Source organism: Streptomyces sp. NPDC050806, from assembly GCF_055586425.1.
Window position 1 is genome coordinate 142,950 of sequence record NZ_JBVJIF010000011.1, and the last position, 13,433, is coordinate 156,382.

Sequence of the window (13,433 nt, forward strand, 5' to 3'; positions counted from 1 at the left end):
GCCCCGCTCCTCCTCGGAGGAGCGGGGCCTTCGCGTACGTACGGGGAGCGTCAGCCGCGCTCGCCGCCCAGGCCGTGCACCCGGACCATGTTGGTGGTGCCGGGGACGCCGGGGGGCGAACCGGCCGTGATGATCATGGTGTCGCCGGCGTTGTACCGCTTGAGCTTCAGCAGCTCGGAGTCGACCAGGTCGACCATGGCGTCCGTGGTGTTGACGTGCTCCACGACGAAGGTCTCCACGCCCCAGCTCAGCGAGAGCTGGTTGCGGGTGGACTCGTCGGTGGTGAAGGCCAGGATCGGCTGCACCGCGCGATAGCGGGACAGGCGGCGGGCGGTGTCACCGGACTTGGTGAAGGCCACCAGCGCCTTGCCGTTGAGGAAGTCGGCCATCTCGGCGGCGGCGCGGGCCACGGCGCCGCCCTGCGTACGCGGTTTCTTGCCCGGGACCAGCGGCTGCAGGCCCTTGGAGAGCAGCTCCTCCTCGGCCGCCTCGACGATCTTCGACATCGTCTTGACGGTCTGGATCGGGTACTGGCCGACCGAGGACTCGGCGGAGAGCATGACCGCGTCCGCGCCGTCCAGGATCGCGTTGGCGACGTCGGACGCCTCGGCGCGGGTCGGCCGGGAGTTGGTGATCATCGACTCCATCATCTGGGTCGCCACGATCACCGGCTTGGCGTTCCGCCGGCACATCTCCACCAGGCGCTTCTGCACCATCGGGACCTTCTCCAGCGGGTACTCCACCGCCAGGTCACCGCGGGCCACCATGACGCCGTCGAAGGACGCGACGACCTCTTCCATGTTGGCGACCGCCTGCGGCTTCTCCACCTTGGCGATGACCGGCACCCGGCGGCCGACCTCGTCCATGACGCGGTGTACGTCCTGGACGTCCTTGGCGTCCCGCACGAAGGACAGGGCCACCATGTCGCAGCCCATGTTCAGCGCGAACTTCAGGTCCTCGATGTCCTTCTCGGACAGTGCCGGGACGTTGACCGCGGCGCCGGGCAGGTTGATGCCCTTGTGGTCGGAGATGACCCCGCCCTCGATGACGATGCAGCGCACTCGCGGGCCGTCGACCTCGACGACCTGGAGGGCGACGTTGCCGTCGTTGATCAGGACCGGGTCGCCCTTGGAGACGTCGCCGGGCAGGCCCTTGTAGGTGGTGCCGCAGATGGTGCGGTCGCCGGGGACGTCCTCGGTGGTGATGACGAACTCGTCACCGCGCACCAGCTCCACCGGTCCGTCGGCGAAGGTCTCCAGGCGGATCTTCGGGCCCTGGAGGTCGGCGAGGACGCCGATGGCCCGGCCGGTCTCCTCGGCGGCCTTGCGGAGGCGGTGGTACCGCTCCTCGTGCTCCGCGTGGGTGCCATGGCTCATGTTGAAACGGGCCACGTTCATGCCGGCTTCGATCAGCGTCTTCAGCTGGTCGAAGGAGTCAACGGCAGGGCCCAGGGTGCAGACGATTTTCGAACGGCGCATGGGCTGAATCCTATCGGTTTGTTTCAGAGCGGAATATTCCACCTGGCGGAAGCGCCGAAAATTAGGCGCTGACCAGTGCGTATGTCTGGTTGGCGATCTCCAGCTCCTCATCGGTCGGCACCACGGCCACCGCGACCCGGGCGTACTCGGGCGAGATGACGCGTGCCTCGCCGGACCGCTCGGCGTTCAGCCGCGCGTCCACCGCGAGCCCCATCCCCTCCAGGCCGAGCACCGCGGCCTCGCGCACCGGAGCGGAGTTCTCGCCGACGCCCGCGGTGAAGGCCACCGCGTCGACCCGGCCCAGCACCGCGGTGTAGGCGCCGATGTACTTCCGCAGCCGGTGTATGTACACGTCGAACGCGAGGGCCGCCTGCTTGTCCCCCTCGTCGATCCGCCGCCGGATCTCCCGCATGTCGTTGTCGCCGCAGAGCCCCAGCAGGCCGCTCTTCTTGTTGAGCAGCTCGTCGATCTCGTCGCTGGACAGCCCGGCGTTGCGCTCCAGGTGGAAGATGACCGCCGGGTCGATGTCGCCGGAGCGGGTGCCCATGACCAGGCCCTCCAGCGGCGTCAGGCCCATGGAGGTGTCCACGCACCGGCCGCCGGCCACCGCCGAGGCGGAGGCGCCGTTGCCCAGGTGCAGCACGATGACGTTGACCTCGGACGGGTCCTTGCCCAGCAGCTTGGCGGTCTCGCGGGAGACGTACGCGTGCGAGGTGCCGTGGAAGCCGTACCGGCGCACGCGGTGCGCGTCGGCGGTCTCCACGTCCAGGGCGTACCGGGCCGCGTACTCCGGCATCGTCGAGTGGAAGGCGGTGTCGAACACGGCCACCTGCGGCAGGTCCGGGCGGAGCCGCTGGGCCGTTCGGATGCCGGTGAGGTTCGCCGGGTTGTGCAGCGGGGCCACCGGCACCAGCCGTTCGATCTCCTGGAGCACCGCGTCGTCGATCACGGTCGGCTCGGTGAGCTTCAGCCCGCCGTGCACCACCCGGTGGCCGATCGCGGCCAGCTCGGGGGAGTCCAGGCCCAGCCCGTCGGCGGCCAGCTCGTCGGCGACGGCCTTCAGCGCGGCGTCGTGATCGGCCATCCGCTCCCGGCGCTCGCGCCCTCCTCGCCCGCCTTCGGCGAGGAGGGGCCCATCCCCACCGGTGGCCAGCGGGGTGTGCACCAGCCGCGAGGCCGGCTCGCCGATCCGCTCGACCAGCCCCACCGCCAGCCGGGTGCCCCCGTTCATGTCCAGCAGCTGGTACTTCAGCGAGGAGGATCCGGAGTTCAGGACGAGGACTCGGGTGGCATCGGCAGTCATGGAGAAAGCTTTCGGGTCGGGATGCGGGAGGGGCGATGGGGTGGGGGCGGGCGGCTCAGCGGTCGGTGGCGGAGGCGCCGCCCTGGGCCTGGATCGCCGTGATGGCGACGGTGTTGACGATGTCCTGGACCAGGGCGCCGCGCGAGAGGTCGTTGACCGGCTTGCGCAGGCCCTGCAGCACCGGGCCGACGGCGACCGCGCCGGCCGACCGCTGCACGGCCTTGTAGGTGTTGTTGCCGGTGTTCAGGTCCGGGAAGACCAGCACGGTGGCCCGGCCCGCGACCTCGGAGTCCGGCAGCTTGGTGCGGGCGACGTCGGCGTCGACGGCCGCGTCGTACTGGATCGGGCCCTCGACCAGCAGGTCGGGGCGGCGCTCGCGGACCAGCTCGGTGGCCTTGCGTACCTTGTCCACGTCCGCGCCGGAGCCGGAGGTGCCGGTGGAGTACGACAGCATCGCGATCCGCGGCTCGACGCCGAACTGGGCGGCGGTGGCGGCGGACTGGATGGCGATGTCGGCCAGCTGCTCGGCGTTCGGGTCCGGGTTGACCGCGCAGTCGCCGTAGACCAGCACCCGGTCGGCCAGGCACATGAAGAAGACGGACGAGACGATCTGCGCGTCCGGCTTGGTCTTGATGACCTCGAAGGCGGGGCGGATGGTGGCGGCGGTGGAGTGCACGGCGCCGGACACCATGCCGTCGGCCAGGCCCTCCTGCACCATCAGCGTGCCGAAGTAGGAGACGTCCGCGACCACGTCGTACGCCAGCTCGTACGTCACGCCCTTGTGGGCGCGCAGCTCCGCGTACCGCTCGGCGAAGCGTTCGCGCACCGGCGCGGTCTGCGGGTCGATGATCTGCGCGTCGCCCAGCTCGATGGAGAGGTCGGCCGCCCGCTTGCGGATGGCGTCCTCCTCGCCCAGCAGCGTCAGGTCGCACACGTCCCGGCGGATCAGCACGTCGGCGGCGCGCAGCACGCGCTCCTCGGTGCCCTCCGGCAGCACGACCCGGCGGCGCCCGGAGCGGGACCGCTCGATCAGCTCGTGCTCGAACATCATCGGCGTGACCCGGTCGGACTTCAGGACCGAGATGCGCTTGGTCAGCTCGACGGTGTCCACATGCCGCTCGAAGAGGCCCAGCGCGGTCTCGGCCTTGCGCGGCGAGGCGGCGCTCAGCTTGCCCTCGATCTCGAACAGCTCGCCGGCCGTCGGGAAGGACCCGCCCGGCACGGATATCACCGGCGTACCGGGCGCCAGCCGGGCGGCCAGCGCCATGATGTCCGGGCCCGGGCGCTCGCCCAGGGTGAGCAGCACGCCCGCGATGGGCGGGGCGCTCGCGCTGTGCGCCGCGAGCGCCCCGATGATCAGGTCGGCGCGGTCGCCGGGCGCGACCACGAGGGCGCCGTCGGTCAGCGCCTTGAGGAACGTCGGCAGCATGGCGCCGCCGAAGACGAAGTCCTTCGCGTCCCTGGCCATCCCGGAGTCGTCGCCGAGCAGCACCTCGCCGTCGAGCGTGTGCACGATCTGGGAGACGGTCGGCGCGGAGAGCGAGCCGTCCTCGGGGAGCGCGTAGCAGGGGACCGGCAGGTGCCCGGCCAGCTGCTCCACGACCGCGGCGCGGTCGTCGGGGGCGACCCGGTTCACGACGACGGCGACCACGTCGCAGCTCATGGACTCGAAGGCGCGGTAGGCGTTGCGCGCCTCGTCCCGCACCGACTCCGGCTCCTGGTCGCGGCCCGCGACGACCGGCAGCACCGAGGCGCCGAACTCGTTCGCCAGCCGCGCGTTCAGGCTCAGCTCGTCCGGCAGGCTGGTGTCGGCGTAGTCCGTGCCCAGCACCAGGACGTAGTCGTACTCCCTGGCCACCTCGTGGAAGCGTTCCACCAGCCGGGAGACCAGCTCGTCGGTGCCCCGCTCGGCCTGGAGGGCGCTCGCCTCCTCGTAGCCGATGCCGTAGACCGTGTCGGCCGGCTGGGTGAGGCGGTACCGCGACCGCAGCAGGTCGAAGAGCCGGTCGGGGCCGTCGTCGTGCACGAGCGGCCGGAAGACGCCGACCCGGTCCACATGGCGGGTCAGCAGTTCCATGACCCCCAGCTCGATCACCTGGCGTCCGTCGCCGCGACCGATGCCGGTCACGTACACGCTCCGCGTCACGCGCGATCTCCGTCCTTTTCCGTTGCTCACCGGGAAAAATTACCCGTTATGGTGGCCTTGCCCCCCTTGACAATACCTGCGCCAGTGGATAAGCCGCCTTCTCCAGTGTCCATGGTCGGCGCCGGTGGGCGAAGGCGGGTGCGCGAGGCGGGTGAGGGCTCCTGTGCCGGGTACCCGAGGACGGAGTACCCGAGGCGCGTGAGGTCACCGGTCACCGGCCCGTGAAACAATCGCACCGGCTCACCAGAACCAACATCGAGCACAGGAGACTCAGCACGATGCGTATCGGAGTCCTGACCGCGGGCGGCGACTGCCCCGGCCTCAACGCCGTGATCCGCTCTGTGGTGCACCGCGCCGTCACGGGCCACGACGACGAGGTCATCGGCTTCGAGGACGGCTTCAAGGGTCTGCTCGACGGCCGTTACCGCAAGCTCGACCTCGACGCCGTCGGCGGCATCCTCGCCCGCGGCGGCACCATCCTCGGCTCCTCCCGCCTGGAGCGCGCGCGGCTGCGCCAGGCCTGCGAGGACGCCAAGGACATGTCGAAGGAGTACGGCATCGACGTGCTCATCCCGATCGGCGGCGAGGGCACGCTCACCGCGGCCCGGATGCTCGCCGACGCGGGGCTGCCGGTGGTCGGTGTGCCGAAGACCATCGACAACGACATCTCCTCCACCGACCGCACCTTCGGCTTCGACACGGCCGTCGGCGTCGCGACCGAGGCCATCGACCGCCTGAAGACCACCGCCGAGTCGCACCAGCGCGTCATGGTCGTGGAGGTCATGGGCCGCCACGCGGGCTGGATCGCCCTGGAGTCCGGCATGGCCGGCGGCGCCCACGGCATCTGCCTGCCCGAGCGCCCCTTCGACGTGAACGACCTGGTCAAGATGGTCGAGGAGCGCTTCGCCCGGGGCAAGAAGTTCGCCGTCGTCTGCGTCGCCGAGGGCGCGCACCCCGCCGAGGGCACGATGGACTACGCCAAGGGCGAGATCGACCAGTTCGGTCACGAGCGCTTCCAGGGCATCGGCACCAAGCTCGCCGTCGAGCTGGAGAACCGGCTCGGCAAGGAGGCCCGCCCGGTCATCCTCGGCCACGTCCAGCGCGGCGGCACCCCCACCGCGTACGACCGCGTGCTCGCCACCCGCTTCGGCTGGCACGCCGTCGAGGCCGCGCACCGCGGCGACTTCGGCCGGATGACGGCGCTGCGCGGCACAGACATCACGATGGTGCCGCTCGCCGAGGCGGTCACCCACCTCAAGACCGTCCCGGCCGACCGCATGCACGAGGCCGAGTCGGTCTTCTGATCCCACCGGCCAACGCCCGGGCCGTACGGCCCGGGCGTTGGCCGTCACTCCCCGACCTGTTCCCAGAAGTGGGCGAGGACGTCGGCCAGGAAGCCCCGGCCCGCGTCGCTGGACTCCGCGGCGGACTCCACGCCGCCGCCCCAGCCCAGGGTCCCGGCCATCCGGCGGTGGTACTCCTCGAACAGGAACTCCAGCGCCTTCTGCACCGCCGGCTTCGGCAGTCCCAGCAGCTTGCACACCGGCCGGGTGTACGCCTGCCAGCGCGTGGTCGCCGCGTTGCGCAGCATCTCCGCCAGCTGCCGGTCGCGGCCGGTCAGCCGGACCAGTGCGGGCAGCGGGAGGTCCAGCTCGGTCCTGAGGGCCGCGGCCTGCCGGTCGTTGCCCTGCCACTGGCCGGTGGCCTCCATCCGCTCGTACGCCGGAATCTCCATCCCGATGCGCAGCGCGAGGTCGTCGGCGGCGATGCCCCGGGCGATGCGGTACTCGCGCAGGGTGTCGGGGGTGCCGAGCAGATCGCCGGGCGCGCACCACAGGGCGCCGGCGAGCGCGTTCAGCTCGCTCTCCGTCGGCGAGCCCTCGCCCCGCTCCCACGCGGCGATCATCCGTGGCTGAATCGGTTTTCCGTAGGCGGCGTTGATTCCGTACGCAACGTGCGCGGGCGTCATGCCGAGAGCCTCGCGCATGCGCTTGGCTGCCTGGGCGTCGAAGGGTGGGCGGCGCTCGCCCCTGTCTGGCGTGTGCACGGCCACACCGTAAATGACCGGGATATGTCTACGCGGGTAGTTCTGCTCTTTGCTTCGAAAACTCGTAGCAATATACGGATTGCAGAGAGTGATCTTGTAACGGTGGGTGATTTTCTCACGGACCGTGAGCGATATGCGAGAGGATTCTCAGCCAAACATGGCGATTGACTGAGCGCTCGCTCAGCCGGGGCCGCGCCCGTCACCAGTCGGCGTCGACGAGCGGCTCCAGCCGGAACAGCTGGTGGTCCACCTCCTCGCGCGGCCACTGGATGAGGCGGGCGCCGTTGCCCGTGGCGCCGCCCTCGACGCCGAGGTACAGGCCGCTGTGTTCCACGGCGATGCGGTGGACGCCGCCGGGCCGGGGCTCGAACCGGAACTTCTCGTTCGGGGAGCCGACCGCCCGCCACTGGACCAGGCCCGCGCCCTCCTTCGGCGAGGCGTCCGCGATGCTCAGCACCTTGCCGCTGTGCTTGGCCACGAGCCGGTGGGAGCCGTCGCCGACGGGTTCGAGGGAGAACTTGTCGTTGTCGTGCGCGCCGCGCGAGAACTGGATCACGTGGGCACCGTCGGCGGTGGACGCCTCGCTCACGCACACGACCTTGCCGCTGTGCACGGCGACGACGCGGGCGCGGGACGGCAGGGCTGCGGACGGTGCGGAGGGAGCGCTGGACATGGCGGACCTCCTTGCGGCGTCATGGCTACCGCGCACGGTAGGCCGCGCGCCGCGCACCGGCCAGAGACCTTTCGGCTACCCCTTCACCGCCCCGCCCAGCGCGAAGCCGGCGCCGAGTCGGCGGGCGATGAGGACGTACAGGACCAGGACCGGCGTGGAGTAGATGAGGGAGAAGGCCGCGAGCTGGCCGTAGACCACGGTCCCGCGGTTGCCGAAGAAGTCGTTGATGCTCACCGAGGCGGGCATCTGTCCGGGGTCGAGCAGCAGCATGAAGGGGACGAAGAAGTTGCCCCACATCATGACGAAGGAGTAGACGGTCACGACCGCGATGCCCGGACCCATCAGGGGCAGGACGACGCGGAGCAGGGACTGCATGGGCGAGGCGCCGTCGGTCCAGGCCGCCTCCTCCAGCTCCTTCGGCACGCCGTCCATGAAGTTCTTCATGAGCCATACGGCGAACGGGAGTTGGGATGCCGCGAAGAACAGGATCGTGCCGTGCATGGTGTCGATCAGCTCGACCTGGACGAACAGCGCGTACACCGGAACCATGATCGCCGTGATCGGCAGGCAGGTGGCGAAGAGGATCGTGGCCAGGAAAGCACTGCCCGTACGGGAGCGGTAGCGGGACAGCGGGTAGGCCGCCAGGGCCGCGCAGACGATCGTCAGGAGGGTCGCTCCGCCGCACAGGATCAGGCTGTTGAGGAGCGGGGTGAAGGTCACGTCGGGGACGAGCACCGCGTCGAAGTTGCCGAAGGTGAACTCGTCGGGGATCTTCGCCCGCAGGTCGGCCCGCGCGTCGACGGACGAGAGGACCACCCAGGCCAGGGGCAGGACGAAGGCCGCCGCGACCACCAGCAGCGCGGCGTCCGCCGACAGCCGGCGGGTGGCGCGGCGGAAGGCCGGGGTGCGGGTCACGGAGCGGGGCACTCAGACCTCCGTGCGCAGCAGGCGCATGTAGACGAGGGAGAAGAGGGAGCCGACCAGGAGCAGGAGCAGGGCCACCGCCGTCGCGTAGCCGATCATGCTGTTCTGGAAGGCCTGCTCGTACATGTACAGGGGGAGCGTCTGGCTGCGGTTGCCGGGGCCGCCGCGGGTCATCACCCAGATCAGGCCGAAGACCGAGAGGGTCTGGAGGGTGTTGAGCATCAGGTTGGTGCCGATGGAGCGGCGGATCATCGGGAGCGTGATGTGCCACATCCGGCGCCGGCCGCTCGCGCCGTCGACCTGCGCGGCCTCGGTGATCTCCTTGGGGATCTCGTTCAGGGCCGCCGAGTAGACCAGCATCGAGAAGGCCGTGCCGCGCCAGACGTTGGCGAAGGACACTGCCAGGATCGGCAGCGTGTAGAGCCAGTTCTGGGCCGGCAGGTGCAGCCAGTCGAGCACCGCGTTCAGGGTGCCCTCGCGGCGGAAGAAGGCGTAGAGCAGAAAGCCCGCCACGACCTCCGGGAGCACCCAGGCCGTCACCACGATGCCACCGGTGAGCGTGCGCACCGGCCCGGAGGCGCGCTGCATCAGGGCCGCGAGCGTCAGGCCCAGGGTGTTCTGGCCGATCAGGGACGAGACGACCGTGAAGACCAGCGTCAGCCAGACGGCGTTGAGGAAGTCCTTGTCGCCGAAGGCCTCGGCGAAGTTGTCCAGGCCGACGAAGGACGACTCCGCCTGGCCGGTCAACTGCAGGTCGGTGAAGGCGAGGTAGCCGCAGTAGCCGATCGGTCCCGCGAGGAAGAGCAGCAGCAGGGCGACGCCGGGGGTCACCGGCAGCGCCCGGGCCAGGGTGCGGCGCGGGCGCGTACCAAGGGTGCTCACTTCTTGATCACTGCGCCGTTCGTGATCGAGTCCAGCTCCTCGTCGTAGGTCCTCGCCGCCTCCGCCACCGAGGCGTCGCCCGTCGTGACGCCTTCCATGGCCTCCTGGATCGCGGTGGAGACCTTCGGGTACGCGGGATAGGCGGGCCGGTAGTGGGTGTGCGCGACCAGGTCCGTGAAGAACTTGATGCCGGGCTGCGCCTTCACGTACGCGGGGTCCTCGGCGACGTCCTTGCGGACCGCGATGCCGGAGTTGGCGATGTACCACTTCCGCGCGTTCTGCTTGGTCTGCATCGTCTTGATGAACTCAAAAGCCAGGTCGGGGTTGGCCGCCTTGGCCGGGACGGCCCATGTCCAGCCGCCGGACATGCTCACCTTCCCGGGCGCCCCGCCGTTCTGCGTGGGCATGTGCGCCAGGCCCAACTCCTGTGCCCACTCCGGCCATTCGTGGCCCGAGCCCTTGATCCAGTCCTGCGGCAGCCAGGAGCCGTCGAGGTTGATGGCGAGCTTGCCCTCGGGCAGCAGCTCGCCGCGGGTGCGGGTGCCGATGTTCGGGTCGAGCGCGTCGGAGACGTCCGGGCCGAGCTTCTCCTTGTAGACGGTCTCCACGAACTTCAGGGCGTCCTTGAAGCCCTCGCTGCCGGTGACCCACTTCTTCTCGCCCGGGTCGTACAGCGGGTCCTCGCCCGTGCCGTAGAGCAGCATCTCGAAGCCCTGCATCGCGGACATCTCGCCGGCGGGCTTGCCGGTGTAGACGTTCAGCGGGATGACGCCGGGCACCTTCTTCTTGATGGTGCGGGCGGTTTCGAGGACGTCGTCCCAGTTCTCGGGCTGCCAGTCCGCCGGCAGGCCCGCCTTCTTGAAGATGTCCTTGCTGAACCACAGGCCGCGGGTGTCGGTGCCGTCCGGCACGCCGTACGTCTTGCCGTCCTCGCCCTTGGCCGCGGTCTTCGCGGTGTCGATGAACTGCCCCCAGTCCCGCCACTTGTCGAGGTAGGGGTCGAGGGGCTTCAGATAGCCGCTGGTGATGTCGGAGTTGATGAGGAAGGTGTCCTCGTAGACCAGGTCGGGCGCCGTCCTGGGCGAACGCAGCATCTGCTGCAGCTTCGTGTAGTACTCGGAGTCCGGTGCCTTGATCGGCACCAGCTTCACCTTCTTGCCCGGGTGCGCCTGCTCGAACTCCTTCTTGATCCCCGCCAGGTACGTGTCCATCTGGCGGATCTTGTTGTCCGTGGACTGTTTGAACGAGACCTTCACGACGTCCGGGTCGCTCCCGGAGCCGCCTCCGCAGGCGGTCAGGGTGGAAGCGGCGAGCAGGGCGGCTGCGGTGAGCAGCAGGGGAGTGCTGGGGCGGGGCACGGCACGACCTCCTACGAGCCATCCGGCACTGGCGGCTCCGGCCGGCCGCCCTCGTTGGCTGCCCGGTGAACGTAAGGCGGCGTTCCGTGGCTGGTCAATGCCCGTGCGCCGGGCGGGCGTTGTTCCGTGACAACGTTGTTATTGGCCGGGCGCGCGTCCGGTCACGGGCCGGGCTCAGTGCAGCCAGGTGTACCGCAGCTCGGGGCGGCCCACGTGCCCGTACTGCGGGCTGCGGGCCGCGCGGCCCGTGGTGGCCAGGTGCTCCAGATAGCGGCGGGCCGTGATCCGGGAGATGCCCACCGTCTCGGCCGCCGCGCCCGCCGACAGCCCCTCCGGTGCCGCCCGCAGCGCGTCGGTCACCGCCCGCAGCGTCGCCCGGGTCAGCCCCTTGGGCAGGGTGGCCGGCTGCGGCGCCCGCAGCGCGCCGATGGCCCGGTCCACCTCGTCCTGGCCGGCGGCCTCGCCGGCCGACGAGCGGAAGACGGCGTAGCGGGTGAGCCGGTCGCGCAGCGTGGAGAAGGTGAACGGCTTCAGGACGTACTGCACGATGCCCAGCGAGACGCCCTCCCGTACGACGGTCAGGTCGCGGGCCGAGGTCACCGCGAAGATGTCCGCGGTGTGCCCGGCAGCGCGCAGCGTCCGTACCAGCTGGAGCCCGTGTCCGTCGGGCAGGAACAGGTCCAGCAGGAGCAGGTCGACGGGGTGCTGGTCGAGGTGGCGGCGGGCCGCTGCGGCGGTGTGCACGGTGCCGGACACGGTGAAGCCCGCGACCCGGCCGACGTACAGCGCGTGCGCGTCGGCCGCGACGGGGTCGTCCTCGACGACCAGCACCCGGATGGGGGACTCCGGGGCCTTCGGAGTGCCGCCGGTGGTGTCGGTCGGCGGGGTGCCGCCCGTGCCGTCCTGTGGGGTCATTCCCGCCGCTCCGTCCGCAGTGGCAGGCGGACGGCGAACGCCGCACCGCCCTCGGGTGCCCGGTCGAGGGTGACCGTGCCGCCGTGGCGGCGCACAGTCTGCCGCACGATGGCCAGTCCCAGGCCCCGGCCGTGCACCGTAGAGCCGCTCTCCTTCGACGTCCAGCCGCGCCGGAAGATCTCCTCGGCGTGTCCCGGGTCCACGCCGGGCCCGGAGTCGGCGACCCGCAGCAGCAGCTCGCCGTCCGTGGCACGCGCGGTGACCACGACGCGGCCCGCCCCGCCCGCCGGGTGCGTGCCCGACGCGGCGTCGATCGCGTTGTCGACGAGGTTGCCCAGGACGGTCACCAGGTCGCGGGCGGGCAGCCGGTCGGGCAGCAGCCCGTCGTCGATCCCGCTGTCCTCGGTCAGCGTCAGCTCCACGCCGTACTCGTTCGCCTGCGCGGCCTTGCCCAGCAGCAGCGCGGCGAGCACCGGCTCGGCGACCGCGCCCGTCACCCGGTCGGTCAGGGCCTGTGCCAGCTCCAGCTCGGCGGTGGCGAACTCCACCGCCTCCTCGGCGCGGCCCAGCTCGATCAGCGACACGACGGTGTGCAGCCGGTTGGCGGCCTCGTGCGCCTGTGAGCGCAGCGCCTCGGCGAAGCCGCGTACCGAGTCCAGCTCGCCGGAGAGCGCCTGCAGCTCGGTGTGGTCGCGCAGGGTGACCAGCGTGCCGCGCCGCTCGCCCCCGTCGACCGGCGAGGTGTTCACGACGAGCACCCGGTCGGCGGACAGGTGCAGCTCGTCGACGCGCGGGCCGGGGGAGAGCAGCGCCTCGGTGAGCGGCGCGGGCAGCCCCAGCCCGGCGACCGGCCGGCCCACCGCGTTCCCGTCCAGGCCCAGCAGCTCGCGCGCCCCGTCGTTGATCAGGGCGACCGCGCGCCGCCCGTCGAGCAGCAGCAGCCCTTCGCGTACGGCGTGCAGCACGGCCTGGTGGTAGTCGTGCAGCCGGCTCAGCTCGGCGGCGTTCATCCCGTGCGTATGGCGCCGCAGCCGGGCGTTGGCGACGTACGTGCCGACGCCGCCCAGGGCCAGCGCGGCGGCCGCGACCAGGATCAGCGAGAGCATCTGGCGGCGCAGCCCGTCACTGATCGTCTCGACCGTGATGCCGGAGCTGACCAGCGCGACGACCTTGCCGCCGGACCGTACGGGCGCCACCACCCGCACGGACGGCCCCAGCGTCCCCCGATGGGTCTCGTGGTAGACGTCGCCGCGCAGCGCGGGGCCGATGTGGCCGAGGTACTTCTCGCCGATGGCGGACGGCCGTGTATGGGTATACCGGGTCTTGTCGGTGTCCATCACCACGACGAAGGCCACGCCCGCGGCCTTGCGCACCCGCTCGGTGTACGGCTGGAGCAGCTTCGTGGGGTCCTCGGAGCGGACCGCCCGCGCGACCTCGGGGGCGTTGGCCACGGAGGTCGCGACGGCAGTGGTCCGGCGGCGCGCGGTCTCCTCGGCCTGCTCGCTGGCGTTGAGGTAGGCGAAGACGGCGCAGCCCGCGACGACGACCGCCAGGAGCACGGCCTGCAGGGCGAAGAGCTGGCCGGCCAGGCTGCGGGGACGGGGAAGGCGCATGTGCATAAGTTTGCCCGGTCACGTTTACATGAACGAAATGTACGTAAGGGTGACGTGATCAGGAGGGGGGTGCATAGTCGCCGGGACTTTGTTT

General features: G+C 70.8%; 11 protein-coding genes. 1 reads left to right on the forward strand and 10 read right to left on the reverse strand.

What is annotated here, in order from left to right; all coding sequences use genetic code 11:
• Window positions 1-50: 50 nt before the first annotated feature.
• The 3 genes from pyk to pta all read right to left on the reverse strand — a co-directional run bounded on the left by pyk (window position 51) and on the right by pta (window position 4,927).
• The gene (gene pyk / locus ACZ6WH_RS32320) at window positions 51-1,478 is read right to left on the reverse strand and encodes a pyruvate kinase (protein ID WP_469732900.1); all 1,428 of its coding nucleotides are present in this window, start codon (window positions 1,476-1,478) and stop codon (window positions 51-53) included.
• Between the two features lie 61 nt (window positions 1,479-1,539).
• The gene (locus ACZ6WH_RS32325) at window positions 1,540-2,781 is read right to left on the reverse strand and encodes an acetate kinase (protein WP_469732902.1); all 1,242 of its coding nucleotides are present in this window, start codon (window positions 2,779-2,781) and stop codon (window positions 1,540-1,542) included.
• A gap of 55 nt (window positions 2,782-2,836) precedes the next feature.
• On the reverse strand, window positions 2,837-4,927 hold the full coding sequence (pta, locus tag ACZ6WH_RS32330) for a phosphate acetyltransferase (RefSeq protein ID WP_469732904.1): 2,091 nt from the start codon (window positions 4,925-4,927) through the stop codon (window positions 2,837-2,839).
• Window positions 4,928-5,205: 278 nt separating this feature from the next.
• Between pta and ACZ6WH_RS32335 the strand changes: the two genes are divergently transcribed.
• On the forward strand, window positions 5,206-6,231 hold the full coding sequence (locus tag ACZ6WH_RS32335; RefSeq protein WP_361555814.1) for an ATP-dependent 6-phosphofructokinase: 1,026 nt from the start codon (window positions 5,206-5,208) through the stop codon (window positions 6,229-6,231).
• Between the two features lie 44 nt (window positions 6,232-6,275).
• On the opposite strand, the gene ACZ6WH_RS32340 is transcribed toward ACZ6WH_RS32335, so the two are convergent.
• From ACZ6WH_RS32340 to ACZ6WH_RS32370, 7 genes are all read right to left on the reverse strand, one after another.
• Window positions 6,276-6,974: a helix-turn-helix domain-containing protein gene (locus ACZ6WH_RS32340; RefSeq protein WP_469732907.1), complete on the reverse strand. Its 699-nt coding sequence runs from the start codon at window positions 6,972-6,974 to the stop codon at window positions 6,276-6,278.
• A gap of 199 nt (window positions 6,975-7,173) precedes the next feature.
• The gene (locus ACZ6WH_RS32345; RefSeq protein WP_469732909.1) at window positions 7,174-7,647 is read right to left on the reverse strand and encodes an RICIN domain-containing protein; all 474 of its coding nucleotides are present in this window, start codon (window positions 7,645-7,647) and stop codon (window positions 7,174-7,176) included.
• A 75-nt stretch (window positions 7,648-7,722) separates the two neighbouring features.
• Window positions 7,723-8,562, reverse strand: a complete 840-nt coding sequence (locus tag ACZ6WH_RS32350) for a carbohydrate ABC transporter permease (RefSeq protein ID WP_432864715.1) — start codon at window positions 8,560-8,562, stop codon at window positions 7,723-7,725.
• Between the two features lie 12 nt (window positions 8,563-8,574).
• Window positions 8,575-9,453: a carbohydrate ABC transporter permease gene (locus ACZ6WH_RS32355; RefSeq protein ID WP_469732911.1), complete on the reverse strand. Its 879-nt coding sequence runs from the start codon at window positions 9,451-9,453 to the stop codon at window positions 8,575-8,577.
• The gene (locus ACZ6WH_RS32360) at window positions 9,450-10,811 is read right to left on the reverse strand and encodes an ABC transporter substrate-binding protein (RefSeq protein WP_469732913.1); all 1,362 of its coding nucleotides are present in this window, start codon (window positions 10,809-10,811) and stop codon (window positions 9,450-9,452) included. The genes ACZ6WH_RS32355 and ACZ6WH_RS32360 overlap by 4 nt, the downstream gene beginning before the upstream one ends.
• Before the next feature lie 174 nt (window positions 10,812-10,985).
• Window positions 10,986-11,726, reverse strand: coding sequence for a response regulator (locus ACZ6WH_RS32365; RefSeq protein ID WP_469732915.1), 741 nt, complete (start codon window positions 11,724-11,726; stop codon window positions 10,986-10,988).
• The gene (locus tag ACZ6WH_RS32370) at window positions 11,723-13,339 is read right to left on the reverse strand and encodes a sensor histidine kinase (protein ID WP_469732917.1); all 1,617 of its coding nucleotides are present in this window, start codon (window positions 13,337-13,339) and stop codon (window positions 11,723-11,725) included. The genes ACZ6WH_RS32365 and ACZ6WH_RS32370 overlap by 4 nt, the downstream gene beginning before the upstream one ends.
• Window positions 13,340-13,433 lie beyond the last annotated feature (94 nt).

Bases quoted from the DNA above. Each gene is read 5' to 3' on its own strand.
- pyk (WP_469732900.1), bottom strand. From the start codon at position 1,478: ATGCGCCGTTCGAAAATCGTCTGCACCCTGGGCCCTGCCGTTGACTCC.
- ACZ6WH_RS32325 (WP_469732902.1), bottom strand. From the start codon at position 2,781: ATGACTGCCGATGCCACCCGAGTCCTCGTCCTGAACTCCGGATCCTCC.
- ACZ6WH_RS32335 (WP_361555814.1), top strand. From the start codon at position 5,206: ATGCGTATCGGAGTCCTGACCGCGGGCGGCGACTGCCCCGGCCTCAAC.
- ACZ6WH_RS32345 (WP_469732909.1), bottom strand. From the start codon at position 7,647: ATGTCCAGCGCTCCCTCCGCACCGTCCGCAGCCCTGCCGTCCCGCGCC.
- ACZ6WH_RS32365 (WP_469732915.1), bottom strand. From the start codon at position 11,726: ATGACCCCACAGGACGGCACGGGCGGCACCCCGCCGACCGACACCACC.
- ACZ6WH_RS32370 (WP_469732917.1), bottom strand. From the start codon at position 13,339: ATGCGCCTTCCCCGTCCCCGCAGCCTGGCCGGCCAGCTCTTCGCCCTG.